The 19192-nt window shown below is 60.2% G+C and carries 19 protein-coding genes and 2 pseudogenes; 11 read left to right on the top strand and 10 right to left on the bottom strand.

Going from position 1 to position 19192, the window contains the following annotated elements:
- Positions 1-116, top strand: a pseudogene (locus QWJ46_RS24620) (IS481 family transposase); the annotation flags it as partial.
- Positions 117-319: 203 nt separating this feature from the next.
- Here the strand turns inward: QWJ46_RS24620 and QWJ46_RS24615 are convergent.
- The 4 genes from QWJ46_RS24615 to QWJ46_RS24600 all read right to left on the bottom strand — a co-directional run bounded on the left by QWJ46_RS24615 (position 320) and on the right by QWJ46_RS24600 (position 4581).
- Entirely contained in the window at positions 320-1093 is a 774-nt protein-coding gene (locus QWJ46_RS24615; protein ID WP_038688615.1) for an amino acid ABC transporter ATP-binding protein, read from the bottom strand.
- 18 nt (positions 1094-1111) lie between these two features.
- Positions 1112-2257, bottom strand: a complete 1146-nt coding sequence (locus QWJ46_RS24610; protein WP_302754306.1) for an amino acid ABC transporter permease — start codon at positions 2255-2257, stop codon at positions 1112-1114.
- 1 nt (position 2258) lies between these two features.
- On the bottom strand, positions 2259-3461 hold the full coding sequence (locus QWJ46_RS24605) for an amino acid ABC transporter permease (protein ID WP_302754305.1): 1203 nt from the start codon (positions 3459-3461) through the stop codon (positions 2259-2261).
- Between the two features lie 94 nt (positions 3462-3555).
- The gene (locus tag QWJ46_RS24600) at positions 3556-4581 is read right to left on the bottom strand and encodes an amino acid ABC transporter substrate-binding protein (RefSeq protein ID WP_184456954.1); all 1026 of its coding nucleotides are present in this window, start codon (positions 4579-4581) and stop codon (positions 3556-3558) included.
- Between the two features lie 348 nt (positions 4582-4929).
- Here QWJ46_RS24600 and QWJ46_RS24595 point away from each other — a divergent pair, with 348 nt between their 5' ends.
- Positions 4930-6120: a cystathionine beta-lyase gene (locus QWJ46_RS24595; protein ID WP_184456952.1), complete on the top strand. Its 1191-nt coding sequence runs from the start codon at positions 4930-4932 to the stop codon at positions 6118-6120.
- Positions 6121-6261: 141 nt separating this feature from the next.
- Here the strand turns inward: QWJ46_RS24595 and QWJ46_RS24590 are convergent, their stop codons facing one another.
- Positions 6262-7416, bottom strand: coding sequence for an FAD-dependent monooxygenase (locus tag QWJ46_RS24590; RefSeq protein ID WP_302754304.1), 1155 nt, complete (start codon positions 7414-7416; stop codon positions 6262-6264).
- A gap of 29 nt (positions 7417-7445) precedes the next feature.
- A complete protein-coding gene (locus QWJ46_RS24585) occupies positions 7446-7691 on the bottom strand; it encodes a zinc-finger domain-containing protein (protein WP_064802251.1) in 246 nt (81 codons plus the stop codon).
- 155 nt (positions 7692-7846) lie between these two features.
- On the opposite strand from QWJ46_RS24585, the gene QWJ46_RS24580 reads away from it, so the two are divergent.
- From QWJ46_RS24580 to clpA, 6 genes are all read left to right on the top strand, one after another.
- On the top strand, positions 7847-8632 hold the full coding sequence (locus tag QWJ46_RS24580; protein WP_064802253.1) for an alpha/beta fold hydrolase: 786 nt from the start codon (positions 7847-7849) through the stop codon (positions 8630-8632).
- Between the two features lie 128 nt (positions 8633-8760).
- A complete protein-coding gene (gene cysE, locus QWJ46_RS24575; RefSeq protein WP_184456946.1) occupies positions 8761-9594 on the top strand; it encodes a serine O-acetyltransferase in 834 nt (277 codons plus the stop codon).
- Between the two features lie 132 nt (positions 9595-9726).
- Positions 9727-9930: a DUF3126 family protein gene (locus QWJ46_RS24570; RefSeq protein ID WP_008526943.1), complete on the top strand. Its 204-nt coding sequence runs from the start codon at positions 9727-9729 to the stop codon at positions 9928-9930.
- Positions 9931-10202: 272 nt separating this feature from the next.
- Positions 10203-10583 (top strand): phasin family protein, encoded by a 381-nt coding sequence (locus QWJ46_RS24565; protein WP_184456944.1) that lies wholly within the window; start codon positions 10203-10205, stop codon positions 10581-10583.
- A 278-nt stretch (positions 10584-10861) separates the two neighbouring features.
- Complete coding sequence (gene clpS, locus QWJ46_RS24560; protein ID WP_008526939.1) at positions 10862-11215, top strand: ATP-dependent Clp protease adapter ClpS; 354 nt, start codon at positions 10862-10864, stop codon at positions 11213-11215.
- A gap of 10 nt (positions 11216-11225) precedes the next feature.
- On the top strand, positions 11226-13715 hold the full coding sequence (gene clpA, locus QWJ46_RS24555; RefSeq protein ID WP_064802257.1) for an ATP-dependent Clp protease ATP-binding subunit ClpA: 2490 nt from the start codon (positions 11226-11228) through the stop codon (positions 13713-13715).
- A gap of 75 nt (positions 13716-13790) precedes the next feature.
- Here clpA and QWJ46_RS24550 read toward each other — a convergent pair whose 3' ends face one another.
- The 4 genes from QWJ46_RS24550 to QWJ46_RS24535 all read right to left on the bottom strand — a co-directional run bounded on the left by QWJ46_RS24550 (position 13791) and on the right by QWJ46_RS24535 (position 16726).
- Positions 13791-14216, bottom strand: coding sequence for an HIT family protein (locus tag QWJ46_RS24550; RefSeq protein WP_184456942.1), 426 nt, complete (start codon positions 14214-14216; stop codon positions 13791-13793).
- Positions 14217-14270: 54 nt separating this feature from the next.
- Positions 14271-15461, bottom strand: coding sequence for a GNAT family N-acetyltransferase (locus QWJ46_RS24545; RefSeq protein ID WP_302754303.1), 1191 nt, complete (start codon positions 15459-15461; stop codon positions 14271-14273).
- Between the two features lie 78 nt (positions 15462-15539).
- Positions 15540-16259 (bottom strand): glycerophosphodiester phosphodiesterase, encoded by a 720-nt coding sequence (locus QWJ46_RS24540; protein ID WP_302754302.1) that lies wholly within the window; start codon positions 16257-16259, stop codon positions 15540-15542.
- Positions 16256-16726 (bottom strand): RidA family protein, encoded by a 471-nt coding sequence (locus tag QWJ46_RS24535; RefSeq protein ID WP_302754301.1) that lies wholly within the window; start codon positions 16724-16726, stop codon positions 16256-16258. Before QWJ46_RS24535 ends, QWJ46_RS24540 begins: the two co-directional genes overlap by 4 nt.
- 136 nt (positions 16727-16862) lie before the next feature.
- Here QWJ46_RS24535 and QWJ46_RS24530 point away from each other — a divergent pair, with 136 nt between their 5' ends.
- The 3 genes and pseudogenes from QWJ46_RS24530 to QWJ46_RS24520 form a co-directional block, all read left to right on the top strand.
- Positions 16863-17699 (top strand): cell envelope integrity EipB family protein, encoded by an 837-nt coding sequence (locus QWJ46_RS24530; RefSeq protein ID WP_302754300.1) that lies wholly within the window; start codon positions 16863-16865, stop codon positions 17697-17699.
- 197 nt (positions 17700-17896) lie between these two features.
- On the top strand, positions 17897-18964 hold the full coding sequence (locus tag QWJ46_RS24525; protein ID WP_302754299.1) for a toxic anion resistance protein: 1068 nt from the start codon (positions 17897-17899) through the stop codon (positions 18962-18964).
- Between the two features lie 30 nt (positions 18965-18994).
- Positions 18995-19183: pseudogene (locus QWJ46_RS24520) on the top strand (hypothetical protein); the annotation flags it as partial.
- Positions 19184-19192: the final 9 nt, after the last annotated feature.

The raw sequence follows: 19192 nt of genomic DNA, 5'->3' as shown, positions 1-19192 counted from the left end.
TGCCACGATGGCTCCATCGCTACAATTGGCACAGGCCTCACGGAAGCCTAAATTCAAAACCACCAATCAGCAGACTCGCTCTTACCCAGGACAACCTGTTGAGGCTCCACATCTAGGCATGGCCGAGACCGCGCCAGCGTGGCGGCCTCTCAATGAATCAATCGGGGAGATCGGCCCGCACCTTAAGCCGGGCGGCGGCGATTCCGGTCTTGCCTGCCGGTATCTGCAATCTGTTGCAGGCGACCGCCGCCCGCTGAATATGAAAGACCCGCCGAACCCAAAAGGTGCGGCGGGTCTTCAACAAGTTCAGCGTTCGGGGTCAGTGCAGGATCTGGCTGAGGAACAGCTTGGTGCGCTCGTGCTGCGGATTGTCGAAGAATTCGGCCGGCGAATTCTGCTCGACGATCTGCCCCTGATCCATGAAGATGACGCGGTTCGCGACCTGGCGGGCAAAACCCATTTCGTGGGTGACGCAGAGCATGGTCATTCCTTCTTCCGCGAGGCCGACCATAGTGTCGAGCACTTCCTTGATCATTTCCGGATCGAGTGCCGAAGTCGGCTCGTCGAACAACATGATCTTCGGGTTCATGCAGAGCGACCGGGCGATGGCCACGCGCTGCTGCTGACCGCCGGAAAGCTGGCCCGGATATTTATTGGCCTGTTCGGGGATCTTGACCCGCTTCAGGAAGTGCATGGCGATTTCTTCCGCCTGCTTCTTCGGCATCTTGCGCACCCAGATCGGCGCCAGCGTGCAATTTTCGAGGATCGTCAAGTGCGGGAAGAGGTTGAAGTGCTGGAACACCATGCCGACCTCGCGGCGCACCTCGTCGATCTTCTTCAGATCGTTGGTGAGCTCGGTGCCGTCGACGATGATCTGGCCCTTCTGGTGCTCTTCCAACCGATTGATGCAACGGATCATCGTGGATTTGCCCGAGCCGGACGGGCCGGCGATGACGATGCGCTCGCCGCGCATGACCTTCAGGTTGATGTCGCGCAGCACGTGGAAATCGCCGTACCACTTGTTCATGTTGATGATTTCGATCGCCACTTCCGTTGCGGAAACGGTGAGCTTCTTAGCTGGAGCTTCAGCCATGATTATTTTCCCTCATTCTTATCGTTTGTGGCCGGTGTCGAGGTGACGTTCGATGAATGCTGAATAGCGCGACATGCCGAAGCAGAAAAGCCAGAAGGCGAAGCCGGCAAAGATCAGCCCCGTCAGCGGCGTTACTGCGGTTGCCCAGTTCGGATCGACGAAGTTGAGGCGAACGATGCCGAGAAGGTCGAACATGCTGATGATCGACACCAGCGAGGTGTCCTTGAACATGCCGATGAAGGTGTTGACGATACCAGGTATCACCAGTTTGATTGCCTGCGGCATGATCACCAACCGCATCTTCTGCCAGTAGCCCAGCCCGAGCGAATCCGCCCCCTCGAACTGGCCCTTGGGAATAGCCTGCAGGCCGCCGCGGATGACTTCCGCCATATAGGCGGAGGCGAAGATCGATACCCCGATGATCGCGCGCAAGAGCTTGTCCACCGTCCAGCCGGCCGGCAGGAAAAGCGGCAGCATGACGCTCGCCATGAACAGGACCGTAATCAGCGGTACGCCGCGGACGACTTCGATGAAAACGACGCAGAACGTGCGGATGACCGGCATCTGCGAGCGCCTTCCGAGCGCCAGGATGATGCCGAGCGGGAAGGAGACGGCGATGCCGACGAAAGACAGCACCAGCGTCACCAGCAGCCCGCCCCAGAGTGGGGTCTCGACGATTTCCAGGCCAAATCCGCCGTAAAGCAGAAAGAAGGAAACGATCGGAAGTGCGCCGAAGAGCAGGAGGGCGTTGACCCCCTTGCGCGGCGCCGAAGGGATGAGCATCGGCACCAACAGGAGTACGAAAAGAATGCCGACCAGCGTCGGGCGCCAGCGCTCGTCGAGCGGATAACGGCCAAAGATGAACTGGTCGAATTTCGCATTGACGAAGGCCCAGCATGCACCGCTCCAGCCATCCGGCTGGATGCCACCCTGTACGGCAGTGGCGCAGAAGGTGCGGTCTGGGCCGCTCCAAACCGCCTGCACGAAGAGCCAGTCGAGCGCGTGCAGGAGGGCCCAAAAGACAAAGACCAGGGCCAGGATGGTAAGGACGATGTCCTTGGGCGTCGCGATCAAGTTGCGGCGAATCCAAGCGACCGGGCCTTTCGCTGCAAAGGGCGGCGGCTCCGGCGCCAGTATGGCGGTTCTGACGAAAGCGTTGCTCATCTTACCTCTCCACCAGTGCCATCTTGGCATTGAACCAGTTCATCAACAGCGAAGTTACAACACTGAGGCTGAGGTAAATGACCATCCAGATGAGGATCACCTCGACAGCCTGACCAGTCTGGTTCAGCGTCGTGCTGCCGACGGCGACGAGATCGGCAAAACCGATGGCGATAGCCAGCGACGAGTTCTTGGTCAGATTGAGATACTGACTGCTCAGCGGCGGAATGATGATGCGGAAAGCCTGCGGAATGACGACCAGTCGGGTGACCGACGAGGGATGAAGCCCAAGTGCGCCTGCAGCTTCGGTCTGTCCCTTCGGCACACCGCGAATGCCTGCGCGCACGATCTCGGCGATGAAGGCAGCGGTGTAGAAGGAAAGCGCCAGGAAGAGCGACATGAACTCGGGCCCCACAACGGAGCCGCCGGTGAGGTTGAATTTGCCCGCGATCGGATAATCGAAGGAAAGCGGCGCGCCTGCGAGCAGGAAGACGACAAGTGGCAGGCCGATCAGCAGGCCGATCGAAGCCCAGATCGTATGGAACGGCTGGCCTGTCGCTGCCTGCCGGCGATGCGCCCATCGGGCCGTGACGATAACGGCGATGATCGCGACGACGAAGGCGACGCCGACGAGCCAGAAAGTCTCGCCGAAAATCGGTTTGGGGAAGGAAAGCCCACGGTTGTTCAGATACGCCCCGAGCGGCAGATGCAGTGACTCGCGCGCATTAGGCAGAACCGCCAGAACACCCGAATACCAGAAGAAGATGACAAGCAGCGGCGGGATATTGCGGAAGACTTCGACATAAACCGTGCACAGTTTGGCAATCAACCAGTTCCGTGAAAGGCGGCCGATGCCGATGATGAAGCCGATGATGGTGGCGGTGATGATGCCGGTGATGGCGATCAGCAACGTGTTCAAAAAGCCGACCAGCAGCGCGCGGCCGTAGGTCGAATCGCTTGAATAGGCAATCAGCGACTGACCGACCTCGAAGCCGGCACGGCCGTTCAGAAAACCGAAGCCCGACGCGATGTTAGCGCGCGCCAGATTGACGGCAGTGTTGTGCGCAACCCACCAGACGAAGACGACCAGCAGGACGATGGTGAGAACCTGGAAGAAAATGCCCCGAATTGTCGGGTCGTAGAGGGCGGACTGAAAGCTCCAGCCGCTCCTGGATATACGTGTTGAATCCAAAGCCTGATGCGTCATGCTTGGCCAATTCCCCATTATGCTCCTTTTCGGAGCTTTTTTATTGGAGGGGAAAGGCGGTCGCCCGCCTTTCCGACTTCATGCGTGATGCCGCTCAGCGAACCGGCGGAGCGTACTGGATGCCACCCTTGTTCCACAGGGCGTTGAGGCCGCGCGCAATCTTGAGCGGGCTGCCCTGGCCGATGTTGCGCTCGAAGACTTCGCCGTAATTGCCGACGTTCTTGACGATATTGTAAGCCCAGTCGTTGGTCAGGCCGAGATCGGTGCCGATCTTGGTATCCGCCTCGACGCCGAGGAAACGCTTGATGTCAGGGTTCGGCGAGTTTTTCATGTCGTCGACATTGGCCTGGGTGATGCCGAACTCTTCAGCATTGATCATGGCATAGCCGACCCAGCTGACGATATCGAACCACTGGTCGTCACCCTGACGAACGGCCGGGGCGAGCGGTTCCTTGGAGATGATTTCCGGCAGAATCGCGTGTTCGTCCGGGTTCTTCAGCGTCAGGCGCAGCGAATAGAGACCGGACTGGTCGGTGGTGTAGACGTCGCAACGGCCGGCATCATAGGCGGCGTTGACCTCGTCCAGCTTTTCGAAGACGACCGGATTGTACTGAAGGTTGTTCGCCTTGAAATAGTCGGCGAGGTTGAGCTCGGTGGTCGTGCCCGACTGGACGCACACGGACGCGCCGGAGAGTTCCAATGCCGACTTCACGTTGAGGCTCTTGCGGACCATGAAGCCCTGGCCGTCATAATAGTTGACGAAACGGAAGTTCAGGCCGAGTGCCGTATCGCGGTTGATCGACCAGGTCGTATTGCGGGCGAGGACGTCGATTTCACCCGACTGCAGGGCAGGGAAGCGATTGGCGGCGCTGAGCGGCGTGAACTTCACCTTGGTGGGGTCGCCGAACACGGCAGAAGCGACGGCCTTGCAGAAGTCGACGTCGAAGCCCGCCCAATTGCCGGAAGCGTCAGGCGCGGCGAAGCCGGCGAGACCGGTGTTGACGCCGCACTGAATGAAACCCTTTGCCTTTACATCGCCGAGTGTGGTGGCCGAAGCAGCCGAGGTGCCAAGAGCGAAAACTGCTGCGCCGATCGCGGCGGACAGAAGCTTGTTCTTCATTTTTTTTTCCCAACCTTTTCCGTTGTATTATTTCTTGTGGGGCGTTCCGGCGGAAAAAACTCTGCCACCCCCATCGTCTCGACACCCTCCCGGCGCGAGTACCCTATCACAGTCGCAAATGTCACCATGGTCAAGTGTCGCCATCAATAATTGCGGCAAAATTCAGATTTTTGCCGGATTGCGCCACATTCGAAGGCGGTTGGCTAGGAAATGAGCGCCCAATTGCGGAAAAATAACGCGAATTTGGAAAAACCTAGCGACTGCTGTCCTCTCTTCGAGGGGTTGACCTGACCGGTCGAGGCGTCCAAAAGTCTGGTTTTGCGCCCCTCGCCAAAGGCTATTTCCCACATGAAAGACAAAGACAGCTTGCTGCAGACCGCCGGCATCAATACCCGCCTGACCCATATCGGCAACGACCCCTTCGACTATCACGGCTTCGTCAATCCGCCGGTCGTGCATGCCTCGACGGTGCTGTTTCCGAACGCGGCGACGATGGACAAGCGCTCGCAGAAATACACCTATGGAACGCGCGGTACGCCGACGACGGACGCGCTCTGCGAGGCGATCGATGCGCTCGAAGGTTCGGCCGGCACGATCCTCGTTCCCTCGGGGCTGGCGGCCGTCACCATTCCGTTCCTGGGCTTCGCAGCCGCCGGCGATCACGCACTCGTCGTCGATTCGGTTTATGGCCCGACCCGCCATTTCTGCGATACGATGCTGAAGCGGCTCGGTGTCGAGGTGGAATATTATGATCCGGCGATCGGCGCCGGCATCGAGGCGCTGTTCCGGCCGAACACCAGGCTCGTCCATACCGAGGCTCCAGGCTCCAATACCTTCGAAATGCAGGATATTCCGGCGATCGCGGCGGTCGCCCATCGCCATGGCGCCGTCGTCATGATGGACAATACCTGGGCGACGCCGCTCTATTTCAGGCCGCTCGATCACGGCGTCGACATCTCCATCCATGCAGCGACCAAATATCCATCCGGCCATTCCGACATTCTGCTCGGAACGGTGTCGGCCAATGCCGCGCACTGGGAGCGGCTGAAGGAGGCGAACGGCGTGCTCGGCATCTGTGGCGCGCCCGACGATGCTTATCAGATCCTGCGCGGATTGCGCAGCATGGGCCTGCGCCTCGAGCGCCATTATCAAAGCGCGCTTGATATCGCCGAGTGGCTGGAGGGCAGGGAGGATGTCGCCCGGGTGCTGCATCCGGCGCTGCCGAGTTTCCCCTCTCACAATATCTGGAAGCGCGATTTTACGGGCGCAAGCGGTATCTTTTCCTTCGTGCTTGCCGCGGAGAGCCCCGAGAAATTCAAGACAAAGGCGCATGCTTTCCTCGACGCGCTCAGCATTTTCGGTCTCGGCTATTCCTGGGGAGGCTTTGAAAGCCTCGCGCTACAGGCCAATCTGAACGACCGCAAGGTCGCCAAGGCGCCGAAGGAGGGGCCGGTCATCCGCCTGCAGATCGGCCTAGAAGATGTGGCCGACCTCAAGGCCGATATCGAACGGGGTTTTGCGGCGGCAAGCGCCGTCTGAGCAGTTGCGGCTAAAGCATGTCGCGCAAAGTGTGCAGCGGTTTTGCGGCAAGGACATGCGTAAAACAAAACACCTAAAGCGCAGGGAGCGAATCTGAAAGATCGCGACGCGCTTTAGGGCGCTGCGGCCGCTTGCAGCGCCTTACAGCGTGCTCCGGGCCCGGTAGCCGTAAATCCAGTCGAGATCGGCCGCCAGGCTCTGTGGCGGCTTCAGGCCGAGCACGAGATCACGGCCGATCCGGATCGGCCCCTTCGCATGATAGGCAAATTTGTTGAAGGCGCCGCGCTGGCGAAGCTTTGCAATGCGCGGCGCTCGATGCCTTTCAAAGAGCGCCAGTGCTTCCGCCACCGGACGGTTTGAAAGAGCCGCGGCAAGTTCGTAGGCGTCTTCGATCGCCATGGCCGCTCCCTGGGCGGCAAAGGGCATCATCGCATGCGCGGCGTCGCCGATCAGAACCGTCCCGCGGCCGTCCTGCCACGCGCCCGACGTGGTTTCGAAGAGGGGCCAGAACGTCAGCTTCGGCTGTTTTTCGAGCAGCGACACGATCGCGCTGTTCCAACCGGAAAGCTGCGCCCGGAGCCGCATGCGCTGCTCTGCCGTCGGCTCGTTTCTCCAGGCCTGCGGCGCGGCATTGCCGGCGGTGATCGCCACCATGTTGATGCTGCCGGTCTCCTTCAGCGGATAGCAGACGAGATGCGCCGATCCGCCGAGGAAAGCCGAAACGCTTGTGCGGTCGAGGAAGCTTGGTGCCTCTTCTTCGGGAATGGTGAAGCGGTAGGCGATGTTGCCGGAAAAACGCGGCGAGGGGCTGCTGGGAACGGATTGCCGGAGCTTCGACCAGACGCCGTCCGCGCCGATGACGACATCGGCGGCCCGCTCGACAGGCGGCGAGTTCGATTCAAGTCGTACGCCAAGATGAAGCCGGCAGAGCGGATCGGCTTCGACCGCAGCAAGAAGCGCATTCTGCAATGTGGAGCGGTGCAGGACGCCATAGGGTGCCCCCCAGCGCTGCCGCGCGAATTTGCCCGCCGGCACGGCCGCAAGCTGGCGCAGCGAACTGCCTGACATCAGCCGGATCGCCTCCGGTTCGAGCCAGACTTTGGAAAGCCCTTCGAGGATGCCGAGTTCTGCCAGGATGCGGGAGGCGTTCGGCGAAACCTGCAAGCCGGCGCCGACCTCGGCGAGTTCATCCGCCTGCTCGAAAATCTCCGAACTGATGCCCCGCCGCGAAAGCGCAAGCGCAGCGGCCAGCCCGGCAATGCCGGCGCCGATGATGGCGGCATGTTCGACCGGCATTATCAGGTCCGATCCGGATTCTGGACGGTTTACGCCGCCTTCACGTGGAAAACGCAGCCGGCCGGATTGGTCTGGCTCGGCTTGAGAGAAGGATTATAGCGGTAAAGCGTCGAGCAGTAGGAACAGACCTTCTCGTTGTCGTCGCCCATGTCGATGAAGATATGCGGATGGTCGAAAGGAACCGAAGCGCCGGTGCACATGAATTCCTTGACGCCGACTTCGATGACGCGATGACCGCCGTCGTTCTGGAAGTGGGGAATGTTGTGGCCGGCCATGTCGCTCTCCGAATGCTTTGAAAGTGCGCGGACCTTATAAGCCTTCGCCGCAAATGTGTAGAGCCAAAGCGCCGCGCCGGGCACAGTTTTTACCCACTATTTTGGCTTCACGCCGAGAGGCGGCTCGACTATGGTCGCGCCAAAAGGAAGGCCCGATGAACCTTAATACACCTGCATTTTCAAGCTTCACTCATGACGGATTGGAGATCGCCTTTTTCGATGAGGGCGACCCGTCCGGCGTGCCTGTCCTGCTGATCCATGGTTTTGCCTCGACGGCGAACGTCAACTGGGTGCATCCGGGATGGTTGAAGACGTTGGGAGATGCCGGCTATCGGGTGATCGCCATCGACAATCGCGGCCATGGCGCGAGCGACAAGCCGCACGATGCCGAAGCCTATCGCCCCTGGGTCATGGCCGGCGATGCGATCGCCTTGCTCGATCATCTCGGCATCCCTGAGGCCAATCTCATGGGCTATTCGATGGGCGCGCGCATTTCCGTTTTTGCGGCACTCGCCAATCCGCATCGCGTCCGCTCGCTGGTGCTCGGCGGCCTCGGCATCGGCATGACCGATGGGGTCGGCGACTGGGACCCGATCGCCGATGCGCTGCTTGCTCCGTCGCTGGAGGTCGTGACGCATGAGCGCGGCCGCATGTTCCGCGCCTTCGCCGAACAGACGAAGAGCGACCGCACTGCGCTTGCTGCCTGCATCCGCGGCTCGCGCGACCTCGTCGCTCGCTCCGATATGGGCAAGCTCGACATGCCGACACTGATCGGCGTCGGCACCAAGGATGATATCGCCGGCTCGCCGCAGGAACTGGCCGCCCTGATGCCCGAGGCCGAAGCGCTCGATATTCCCGGCCGCGATCATATGCTCGCCGTCGGCGATAAGGTTTTCAAGCTGGCGGTGCTGGCCTTCTACGCAAGGGTCGCCGAGAGGTGACATCATCGTGATGCCGAAAAACCATGCTAAAAAACCATGGCGACGGCACCCATTTATGTTATTGCCGTTTTCCTCTATATATCGGTATTCCGAAAACGGCATTCCGGCTGGCAACGAGGAGAGCGGCGATGGTCGCCAAGACAGATATTCGTGCTTTTGAGACAGGCCATCCTCTGAAAGTGATGGATCCCATCTGGGATAGCCTGCGCGAGGAAGCACGGATCGCGGCCGAAAAAGATCCGGTTCTTGCCGCCTTCCTCTACTCGACGGTGATCAATTACCATTCGCTTGAGGAATGCGTCATCCACCGCATCTGCGAACGTCTCGACCATCCCGACATGCAGGCGAACCTGCTGCGTCAGACCTTCGAGGAAATGCTCATCGACTGGCCGGAGTGGAGTTCCATCCTGCGCGTCGACATCCAGGCCATCTATGACCGCGATCCGGCATGTCTGCGCTTCATGGAGGCGGTGCTCTATTTCAAGGGTTTCCATGCGCTGCAGACGCATCGTCTGGCCCACTGGCTGCTGAACCGCGGCCGGCGCGATTTTGCGCTCTATCTGCAGAGCCGCTCCTCCAGCGTCTTCCAGACCGACATCAATCCCGCGGCTCGTATCGGCAAGGGAATCTTCCTCGATCACGCCACCGGCCTCGTCGTCGGCGAGACGGCCGTCATCGGCGACAATGTTTCGATCCTACATGGTGTGACGCTCGGCGGCACCGGCAAAGAGGGCGCCGACCGCCACCCAAAGATCGGCAGCGGCGTCATGATCGGCGCCGGCGCCAAGATCCTCGGCAATATCGAGATCGGTTACTGCTCGCGCGTTGCCGCAGGTTCCGTGGTGCTGAAAGCGGTGCCGCCGAAGAAGACGGTAGCAGGCGTTCCGGCCAAGGTCGTCGGCGAGGCCGGCTGTTCAGAGCCGTCGCGCAATATGGACCAGGTGATTGGCGCCGATATCTGAGCGCTAAGGGATGAGGGAAGGTCGGCAGGCACCGGACGGGGACAGGCCACGCCAAGTGGCAACCTTGCCTTTACACCGCTGCTTTTCCTGTGCAAGAAGCGGCCAATCAAGACCGCTTACGGAGATGACAGAGTGAAGCCAGAAGAAATCAAGAAGCTCGACGCCTACTTCAAACGTACGCTCAACCCGCAGATCGTCGTCAAGGCGCGTCCGCGTAAGAATGATTCTGCGGAAGTCTATCTCGGCGAAGAATTTCTGGGCGTCGTCTATGTCGATGACGAAGACGGCGACCGCTCCTACAACTTTTCGATGGCGATCCTCGACGTCGATCTTTGATCGTGCATGAGAGCTTGAAGTGGACCGGGCGGCGACATCCGCCCGGTCTTTTTTGTTTTTTTGCTTCCGAATCAAATTTTTTTTAAAACGCCTGGTTGTGGCATTGTGTCATATATTAGCAAAAACAGTTAAAGAGGTACGTTCACCGGCTCGCCCGCTTTGTCTTGCTGCTGTAACACAACCTGGAGATGTTTTGCGCCGCACAAGACTACTTGACTATTTGTGCATTGCGGCTACCCTGCCGCCATCCAACAGCCCAACGGAGGACGGCCATGTTCAACTTTGACGAAGCCAACAAAAAGAGCAAGGAAGCCGTCGACACGGCGCTGAGAACCTATTCCGACACGACCAGGGGCTTTCAGGCGATCGCCGCCGAAGCTGCTGAATATTCGAAGAAGTCCTTTCAGGATGCCGTAACGCATTTCGAAACTTTGGCGGGCGTCAGGAGCTTCGAGGCCGCTTTCGAACTGCAGACCAGCTACGTCAAGTCGGCCTATGAGAGCTTCGTCTCCGAAACGACGAAGCTCGGCGAAATGTACGCCGATCTCGCCAAATCCGCGTACAAGCCCTATGAGGCGCCGATCGCTGCTGCTGCCGCTGGCGTAGTCAAGTCGCCGAAATCGCCGCAGCCGGCGACCCCCGCTGCTGCCTGAAGCAACGTCGAAAGCGCAACCTGCGCTACATATTGAAAAATTAAGGCCGGCTACGCATCTGTAGCCGGTCTTTTTTGTTTCCACTTTCATTGCTGCGCCCGCATGCGGGCCGTCCGGGGACTTTTTAGGTCTTTCCCGTGCATGCCGGCATTTCTTGATTGCAGTGTCTGACAGGGGGCTTAAAATCGGCCCATTATGAACTAAGTTAGTGTTTCAGATATTCGACGGGAAAAAGCACCCTCCCATGCTCCGCCGGATTGATCGAGGAATGAATGACAATGATCGCAAAGCCGATCCGGATGCAGAACGACAGCGAAAGGAACGGGGACAACGGAAATCGCGGAACCTCGGTCATCACGCGCACCAAGCCGAAGACCAAGAAGCCCAACCTCTATCGCGTGCTGCTTTTGAATGACGATTATACGCCCATGGAATTCGTCATTCATATTCTGGAGCGTTTTTTTCAGAAGGACCGTGAAAGTGCCACCCGCATCATGCTCCATGTCCACAATCACGGCGTCGGCGAGTGCGGAATATTCACATACGAGGTAGCGGAAACGAAGGTCAGCCAGGTGATGGACTTCGCCCGGCAACACCAGCATCCGCTGCAATGCGTCATGGAAAAGAAGTGAGGATCTGAACGTGCCAACATTTTCGCCTAGCTTAGAGAAGGCGCTCCATCAGGCACTGACCTTTGCCAACGAGCGGCATCATGAATATGCGACGCTCGAGCATCTGCTGCTCGCACTGATCGACGATGCCGATGCGGCCGCGGTCATGGGCGCCTGCAATGTCGATCTCGATGCGCTGCGCAAGACGCTCGTCGAATATGTCGATAACGAACTTTCCAATCTGATCACGGGCTATGACGAGGATTCGAAGCCGACCTCCGGCTTCCAGCGCGTCATCCAGCGAGCCGTCATCCATGTGCAGTCATCCGGCCGCGAGGAAGTGACAGGCGCCAACGTGCTCGTTGCGATCTTCGCCGAGCGCGAAAGCCATGCCGCCTATTTCCTGCAGGAGCAGGAGATGACCCGCTACGATGCCGTCAACTACATCTCCCACGGCATCGGCAAGCGGCCGGGCGCGTCGGAGACCCGCACTCCGCGCGGCGCCGAAGAAGAGGCCGAGAGCAAGCCGACGGCGCGCGGCGGCGAGGAAGAGGGCGGCCCCAAGAAGCAGCAGGATGCGCTTAAAGCCTATTGCGTCAATCTCAATGAGAAGGCCAAGGGCGGTAAGATCGACCCGCTGATCGGCCGTCATGCCGAGGTGAGCCGCACCATTCAGATCCTGTGCCGCCGTTCGAAGAACAATCCGCTCTATGTCGGCGATCCCGGCGTCGGCAAGACGGCGATCGCCGAAGGCCTTGCCAAGCGCATCGTCGAAGGCAAGGTTCCCGAGGCGCTCGCCGATGCGACGATCTTCTCGCTCGACATGGGTACGCTGCTCGCCGGCACACGCTACCGTGGCGACTTCGAGGAACGCCTGAAGCAGGTTGTCAAGGAGCTGGAAGAATATCCGGGCGCCGTGCTGTTCATCGACGAGATCCATACGGTGATCGGCGCCGGCGCCACCTCGGGCGGCGCGATGGATGCATCGAACCTGTTGAAGCCGGCCCTGTCGTCGGGCGCGATCCGTTGCATTGGTTCGACCACCTACAAGGAATACCGCCAGTTCTTCGAGAAGGACCGGGCGCTGGTGCGTCGTTTCCAGAAGATCGACGTCAGCGAGCCGTCGATCAATGATGCGATCGAGATCATGAAGGGCCTGAAGCCCTACTTCGAAGAGTATCACCACCTGCGCTATTCGAACGATGCCATCAAGTCGGCCGTCGAGCTGTCGGCCCGCTACATCTCCGACCGCAAGCTGCCTGATAAGGCGATCGACGTGATCGACGAAACGGGTGCGGCCCAGATGCTGCTGCCGCCGTCGAAGCGCCGCAAGCTGATCACCGAAAAGGAGATCGAGGCGACGATCGCGACGATGGCCCGCATTCCGCCGAAGACCGTCTCCAAGGACGACGAGGCGGTGCTCGCCAATCTCGAGCAGGAACTGCGTTCGGTGGTCTACGGACAGGACATCGCGATCGAAGCTCTTTCAACCTCGATCAAGCTGGCGCGTGCCGGCCTTCGCGAGCCGAACAAGCCGATCGGCGCCTATGTCTTCTCCGGCCCGACCGGCGTCGGCAAGACCGAAGTGGCAAAGCAGCTGGCTGCGTCGCTCGGCGTCGAGCTCCTGCGCTTTGACATGTCGGAATATATGGAGCGGCACACGGTCTCGCGCCTGCTCGGCGCACCTCCCGGCTATGTCGGCTTCGACCAGGGTGGTCTCCTGACCGATGGCGTTGACCAGCATCCGCATTGCGTGGTCCTGCTCGACGAAATCGAGAAGGCGCATCCGGATATCTACAATATCCTTCTGCAGGTTATGGACCACGGCACCCTGACCGACCATAACGGCAAGAAGATCGACTTCCGCAACGTCATCCTGATCATGACGACGAATGCGGGCGCTTCCGAAATGGCCAAGGCCGCGATCGGCTTCGGCTCGTCCAAGCGCACCGGCGAGGACGAGGAGGCGCTGACCCGTCTCTTCACGCCGGAGTTCCGCAACCGTCTCGACGCGATCATTCCGTTCGCGGCGCTGCCGACGGCGGTCATTCACAAGGTCGTGCAGAAGTTCATCATGCAGCTGGAGGCCCAGCTTTCCGAAAGGAACGTCACCTTCGACCTGCACGAGGATGCGATCGCCTGGCTTGCAGAAAAGGGTTACGATGAGAAGATGGGCGCCCGCCCGCTGGCCCGCGTGATCCAGGACACGATCAAGAAGCCGCTCGCCAACGAAATCCTCTTCGGCAAGCTGAAGAAGGGCGGCGTCGTCAACGTCACCGTCGGCCCGAAGGAAGACGGCAAGCCCGGTATCCTGCTGGAAGCCATTCCGGATACGGCGCCGATCAAGCCGAAGCCGGAAGCCGAGGTCGTGCATCCCGAAGCCGACGACGAGGATGATGGCGAGCTGAAGACGAAGACGGCCCGCAAGACCCGCGCCAAGACGGTGCCGCAGGCCGAGCCCGAGGTCCGCGACGCTCCCAAGAAGGGAAGCACGGTTCCCAAGGTTCCGCGCAAGAAGTGAGAGCTCGTCACCGAATTAAAAAAGGCCGCGTCACCCGCGGCCTTTTTTGTTTCCCGTCGTTGCCAGGAATTCGCGTTATGCCAGGGCCGCCCGGATCTTTTCGGCATGGGCGGCAAGCACGGCGCCGTCCTCCATCCTGCCGGAATGCGGCTTGAGCGCCACGCCCTCATGGCGGGGGATGATGTGGAAATGCAGATGGAACACCGTTTGTCCGGCTGCCGGTTCGTTGAACTGGGCGATGAACACGCCATCGGCGTCGAAAACTTCCTGGACCGCCTGGGCGACCTTTTGAACGACGGTAATGGCATGGACGAGGGTGGCGGGATCGGCATCGAGAATATTGCGCGAAGGCGCCTTCGGAACGACGAGCACGTGGCCCGGCGCTTGCGGCATCACATCCATGAAGGCCACCGTATGCTGGTCCTCGTAGATTCGGTTCGAGGGAATTTCGCCGCGCAGGATCTTGGCGAAGATATTGTTGTCGTCATAGGCGCTGGTCATCGCGAAATCTCCTCACGTTCCATTTGATCGGGTAGCGCGCTCGGCAGGGCGGCGTCAATCCTCCTGCTGACGCTCACCCTTGCGGAAGGGGCTGTGCTCGCTCAGCAGTTCACTCATCTGTTCGACATCGGCGCGCTCGCGCGCGAGATAATCGCCGATCGCGCGGCGCAGCCCGCCATGGGCGATATAATGGGCGGAATGCGTCGTCACCGGCAGGTAACCGCGAGCGAGCTTATGTTCGCCCTGCGCTCCGGCCTCGACCCGTTTCAACCCCTTCGCCAGGGCGAAGTCGATCCCCTGGTGATAGCAGACCTCGAAATGCAGGAAGGGGTGGTCCTCGATGCAGCCCCAGTGACGGCCGTAGAGCGTATCGCCGCCGATGAAATTGATCGCGCCGGCAATATAGCGCCCGTCGCGCTTGGCCATGACGAGCAGGATATCGTCGGCCATGCGCTCGCCGATCAGCGAGTAGAATTTGCGGGTGAGGTAGGGCCGGCCCCATTTGCGGCCGCCGGTATCCATGTAGAATTTGAAGAACTGGTCCCATATCCGCTCTGTCAGATCGCGCCCGGTCAGCCAGTCGATGCTGATGCCGGTTTCGAGCGCGGCGCGGCGCTCCTTGCGCAATGCCTTGCGCTTGCGCGACGCGAGCGTTCCGAGGAACTCGTCGTGATTGGCATAGCCGTCATTGATGAAATGAAACTGCTGGTCGGTGCGGTGCAGATAGCCATCCATCTCGAAGACGCCGATCTCCTCGTCCGGCACGAAGGTGATATGGGCCGAGGAAATACCGAGCCGGCGTACGACCTCCTTCAGGCTTTCGGCGATCGCGCTCTGGATCGGCAATCGTTGCAGCCCCTCGGCGACGAGAAGACGCGGGCCGGTCGCGGGTGTAAATGGGATCGAGCACTGCAGCTTGGGATAATAACGCCCGCCGGCCCGCTCGAAGGCGTCGGCCCAGCCGTGATCGAAGACATATTCGCCCTGGCTGTGGCTCTTGAGGTAGCCGGGCAGGGCGCCGATCAGCTCGCCACCATCGGTTTCGAGCAACAGATGGTGGCCGAGCCAACCGGTTTCGGCGGTGGCCGAGCCGGATTCTTCCAGCGACGATAAAAAGGCATGCGAAACGAACGGGTTATAGGCAAGCGTGTTGCCACCCTTCGACGCCCCGGAAAGCCTGGACCAGCTCTCCGGGGAAATCGCGGTGAAGGAGCGTTCTACGCGAATGGACAGTTCATCGGTCATGCGGCGGATGCGAAGCCTGTGGGAGGAGGGTTTCGGCTCTGTTTCAGTCTGCGCATGATCTTGGCCAAAAAGCGAGCGTCAAACGGCCACGCGCGGATCGAAGCCTTCGAAAGTCATCTGGTCTGCATTGGCGAAAGTGCGCCGGCGCGCCTCTTCGTCTCGCACCGTCCAGGTGATAACCGGAATGCCCTTGTCGCGTTCGCCCGTGATGAAGGCATTCGGCAGGTCGTCATAATGATAGGAGATGAAATCGAGACCGATCTCCATCGCCTTGGCATGGGTCTCAAACTCCTCCGGCGTGTTGCCATTGGCGGTCAGCCCGAGCGGATAGGGCGAGCCAAGCGCCTTCAGATCGCGCAACAGCCAATGGTCGAAGCTCATCAGTGCGACCTTGCCCTCATAGCCTTCCAGCACTTCGAGCACGGATTCGGCAAAGCCTTCGTCGTCGGCCTCACGGCCCTTCAACTCCAGCACCAGCGGAACCTTGCCCTCGACGAGGTCGAGGAGCTGGCGGAGCGTCGGCACCTTGTCGCCCGTGCCGCCGACGGCGATCAGCCCGAGTTCCCGGGAGGTGCGCTCGCGGATGTCGCCGTTCAGATTGCACAGACGCCGAAGATCCTCGTCATGAAAGATGATCGGCACGCCGTCGGAGGCGTAATGCAGGTCGCATTCGATCGCAAAGCCGGCTTCGACAGCGCGCGAGAAGGCCGAAAGCGTATTCTCCCAGACAAGCTTATTCAGGTCGTGATAGCCGCGATGGGCGACCGGCACGTCCTTGATCCAGTCCGCATTGGTCATTCTGCGATTTCCATGATAGCGTCGATCTCGACGGCGGCGTTCAGCGGCAGAGCGGCCATGCCGACGGCGGCGCGCGCATGTTTGCCGGCCTCGCCGAGCACACCGGCGATCAGGTTCGAAGCACCGTTGATGACGAGATGCTGCTCGATGAAATCGGGCGCCGAGGCGACGAAACCGTTCAGCTTGATGACGCGCCGGATGCGGCCGAGGTCGCCGCCGAGCGCGGCCTTGGCCTGGGCCAGGATGTTGATGGCGCAGAGTTCGGCGGCGCGCTGGCCGCTCGCAACGTCGACGGTCTTGCCGAGATGGCCCGATGCGGCGACTTTGCCGCCGTCGAGCGGCAGCTGCCCGGAGATGTAGAGAAGATTGCCGCTGATGACATAGGGAAGGTAGTTTGCGGCAGGTGCTGCGGCTTCGGGCAGGGTTATCCCCATCTCAGTCAGGCGCGCTGCAATTTCGTCGGACATTTTCGTCTCCGCTTTTGTTGTCAATTCTTCAAAAATTATGCATCAAGACTGGAATCTTTAATATGACAGTTTCGAGCCTCGATTTGGCCGAAAGTGTTCTTATAACATCGCGGCCGAGTCCAACAGGAGTTAATGAATGTTCCGATCGAGTCTAGTCGCTCTGCTTCTCGCCGGCCTTTCCGCCCATGCATGGGCGGCTGCGCCTGCGGCAAGTGCTGCGATCGCGACCGGCCTTGTCGCCCATCGCGCGGTCTACGATCTGGAATTGAAGGATGCGTCGGACCGCTCCGGCATCGCCTCCATGTACGGCCGCATGGTCTATGAATTCGACGGCAGCTATTGCCGGGGTTTCACCACCAATTTCCGCTTCGTGACGCAGATCGACACTGGCGACAGCGTGCGCGTCAGCGATCAGCAGACAAAGACCTTCGAGAACCTGAAGGACCGCAAGTTTACCTTTGACACCAAATCCTTCACCGACGACCAGCTCGACAAGGAGGTCAATGGCGCGGCCGAGAATCAGGCCAATGGCGTCAAAGTCGATCTCAAGCAGCCGGCGAGCCGCGAGCTGCAGCTTGGCGAAAGCCGCTTTCCGACAGAGCATATGCTCGATGTGATCCAGAACGCCAAGGAGGGAAAACGTTTCTTCGAAGCCCGCGTTTTCGACGGTTCCGATGACGGCGACAAGTCGCTGGTGACGACGACGATCGTCGGCAAGCAGGAAACGCCCGCTGCCGAGGAGGCCGATGCCGGCAATGCCGGCGCCTTCTCGAAGACGGCCTTCTGGCCGGTGACCATCGCCTATTTCAACGAGAATGCAAAATCGGATTCGCTGCCGGTCTATCGCATGTCGTTCAAGCTCTACGAGAACGGCATCACCCGCGACCTGACGATGGATTATGGCGATTTCGTCCTGACCGGCAAGCTCGCCAAGCTCGAGCTGCTGGATCACAAGGCTGAGGTCTGCAAGTAGGCCGCGGTTTTTCCGCTGTCATAAAACTGTATCGTAAAGTTCATTATTGTGTCGGCGACCGGCGATGATTGAGTCGCCTTCTGTCGTCCTGCTCTTGTGATCGGTGCGATTCCAGCGGCCAGTCCATTGCGACGGGGCCTGCAGTTGCGAAATAGGCCTCCAGACCATTACCCGCCGCAAGCCTGGAAAGCCTCACTATGGCCGATACCGATCTCGCGACTGTACAGAATGCCGCCCTGCCGGTTGTCGCCGCCGATCCGGCCCGCATTTCCGATAGCATCGATATCACCGACCGAGCCGGCATTTCGGTCTATGGCGACCGCGCCCAGCAGGCTGTCAGCGATTATGCCGACAGGATCCTGCGCGAGGTCCGCAACAAGGATGTCGGCGAGGTCGGCCGGCTGCTCACCGACATCATCCTCAAGTCGAAGAGCCTCGATCCGGCATCGCTGAAAGACAAGGGCCCCCTCAGCCGCATGTTCCTGTCGGCAAAGGCGCGGCTTGAACGCTTTAAGGAGGAGTTCGAGGACGTCGCCGGCCAGATCGACCGAATCGGCCTGGAGCTCGATCGTCACAAGGACACGCTGAGGCGCGACATCGCGCTGCTCGACGACCTGCATGAGGAAACCAGGCAATCGATCACGCGGCTCGATTTTTATGTTGAGGCCGGCAAAACCTTCGCCCAACGTTTCCGCAGCGTCGACCTGCCGAAGCTGAAGGCGCAAGCCGAAGCGGCGACGACCGGCCCCGGCGGCGGCATGCTGGAGACGCAGACCTATCAGGACAGCCTGCAGGCGCTTGACAGGCTGGAAAAGCGGGTCTTCTACCTGCAGCAGGCGCGTCAGCTCGGCATTCAGCAATTGCCGCAAATCCGCATCGTTCAGGCAGGCGACGAGACGCTGATCGAGAACCTGCAGGCGACGTCCGCGCTGACGGTGCCGGCCTGGAAGCAGAAGATGGTGATCCTGCTTGGCCTGACGCGGCAGAAATCGGCGCTCGACCTGCAGAAGGCGGTAACGGACGCCACCAACGACATGATCCGCCAGGCATCCGAGATGATGAAGGACCAGGCGATATCAATCGAGCAGCAGTCGCAGCGCGGCATCGTTGATATCGACACCCTCGCCAAGGCGAACAGGGATCTGATCGATACGATCTCAGGCGTGCTTCGGGTTCAGGAGGAGGGACGTCGGAAGCGGGCGCTCGCCGAACAGCAGATGGAGCAGATGACGATCGAGCTCAAGAAGGCGATGACTGAGGCGTGATCGACAGGATAACGATGCGAGCGCTGCTCTCAGGAGGTGTTCATGAAGGACATTCTGGCTGCCGTTCAGAGCGGATCGCTGAAATTCCTGATGACTTCGGCGACGCAATCCAATTCCGGCGCCAGCGCCTATCTCGCCATGCTGTCGGGCGCGCTCGGCAACAAGCCGGTGATCGAGCCCGGCGATCTCGATGACAAGAACGTCCAGGACAGCGTCCGACCTGCGCCT

Origin of the sequence: Rhizobium sp. CBN3, from assembly GCF_030518245.1 — a bacterium.
Lineage (GTDB): Bacteria > Pseudomonadota > Alphaproteobacteria > Rhizobiales > Rhizobiaceae > Rhizobium > Rhizobium aethiopicum_A.
The sequence above is the reverse complement of the archived record's forward strand: the minus strand, read 5'-3'. Positions and strand labels throughout refer to the sequence as shown.

What these genes read in the sequence shown, in the direction of transcription:
- QWJ46_RS24545 (WP_302754303.1), bottom strand. Translation starts at nt 15,461, where the DNA reads ATGACCGATGAACTGTCCATTCGCGTAGAACGCTCCTTCACCGCGATT.
- QWJ46_RS24530 (WP_302754300.1), top strand. Translation starts at nt 16,863, where the DNA reads ATGTTCCGATCGAGTCTAGTCGCTCTGCTTCTCGCCGGCCTTTCCGCC.
- QWJ46_RS24610 (WP_302754306.1), bottom strand. Translation starts at nt 2,257, where the DNA reads ATGAGCAACGCTTTCGTCAGAACCGCCATACTGGCGCCGGAGCCGCCG.
- QWJ46_RS24600 (WP_184456954.1), bottom strand. Translation starts at nt 4,581, where the DNA reads ATGAAGAACAAGCTTCTGTCCGCCGCGATCGGCGCAGCAGTTTTCGCT.
- QWJ46_RS24540 (WP_302754302.1), bottom strand. Translation starts at nt 16,259, where the DNA reads ATGACCAATGCGGACTGGATCAAGGACGTGCCGGTCGCCCATCGCGGC.
- cysE (WP_184456946.1), top strand. Translation starts at nt 8,761, where the DNA reads ATGGTCGCCAAGACAGATATTCGTGCTTTTGAGACAGGCCATCCTCTG.
- QWJ46_RS24550 (WP_184456942.1), bottom strand. Translation starts at nt 14,216, where the DNA reads ATGACCAGCGCCTATGACGACAACAATATCTTCGCCAAGATCCTGCGC.
- QWJ46_RS24580 (WP_064802253.1), top strand. Translation starts at nt 7,847, where the DNA reads ATGAACCTTAATACACCTGCATTTTCAAGCTTCACTCATGACGGATTG.
- QWJ46_RS24590 (WP_302754304.1), bottom strand. Translation starts at nt 7,416, where the DNA reads ATGCCGGTCGAACATGCCGCCATCATCGGCGCCGGCATTGCCGGGCTG.
- QWJ46_RS24565 (WP_184456944.1), top strand. Translation starts at nt 10,203, where the DNA reads ATGTTCAACTTTGACGAAGCCAACAAAAAGAGCAAGGAAGCCGTCGAC.
- clpS (WP_008526939.1), top strand. Translation starts at nt 10,862, where the DNA reads ATGATCGCAAAGCCGATCCGGATGCAGAACGACAGCGAAAGGAACGGG.
- QWJ46_RS24525 (WP_302754299.1), top strand. Translation starts at nt 17,897, where the DNA reads ATGGCCGATACCGATCTCGCGACTGTACAGAATGCCGCCCTGCCGGTT.
- QWJ46_RS24605 (WP_302754305.1), bottom strand. Translation starts at nt 3,461, where the DNA reads ATGACGCATCAGGCTTTGGATTCAACACGTATATCCAGGAGCGGCTGG.
- QWJ46_RS24585 (WP_064802251.1), bottom strand. Translation starts at nt 7,691, where the DNA reads ATGGCCGGCCACAACATTCCCCACTTCCAGAACGACGGCGGTCATCGC.
- QWJ46_RS24535 (WP_302754301.1), bottom strand. Translation starts at nt 16,726, where the DNA reads ATGTCCGACGAAATTGCAGCGCGCCTGACTGAGATGGGGATAACCCTG.
- QWJ46_RS24615 (WP_038688615.1), bottom strand. Translation starts at nt 1,093, where the DNA reads ATGGCTGAAGCTCCAGCTAAGAAGCTCACCGTTTCCGCAACGGAAGTG.
- QWJ46_RS24595 (WP_184456952.1), top strand. Translation starts at nt 4,930, where the DNA reads ATGAAAGACAAAGACAGCTTGCTGCAGACCGCCGGCATCAATACCCGC.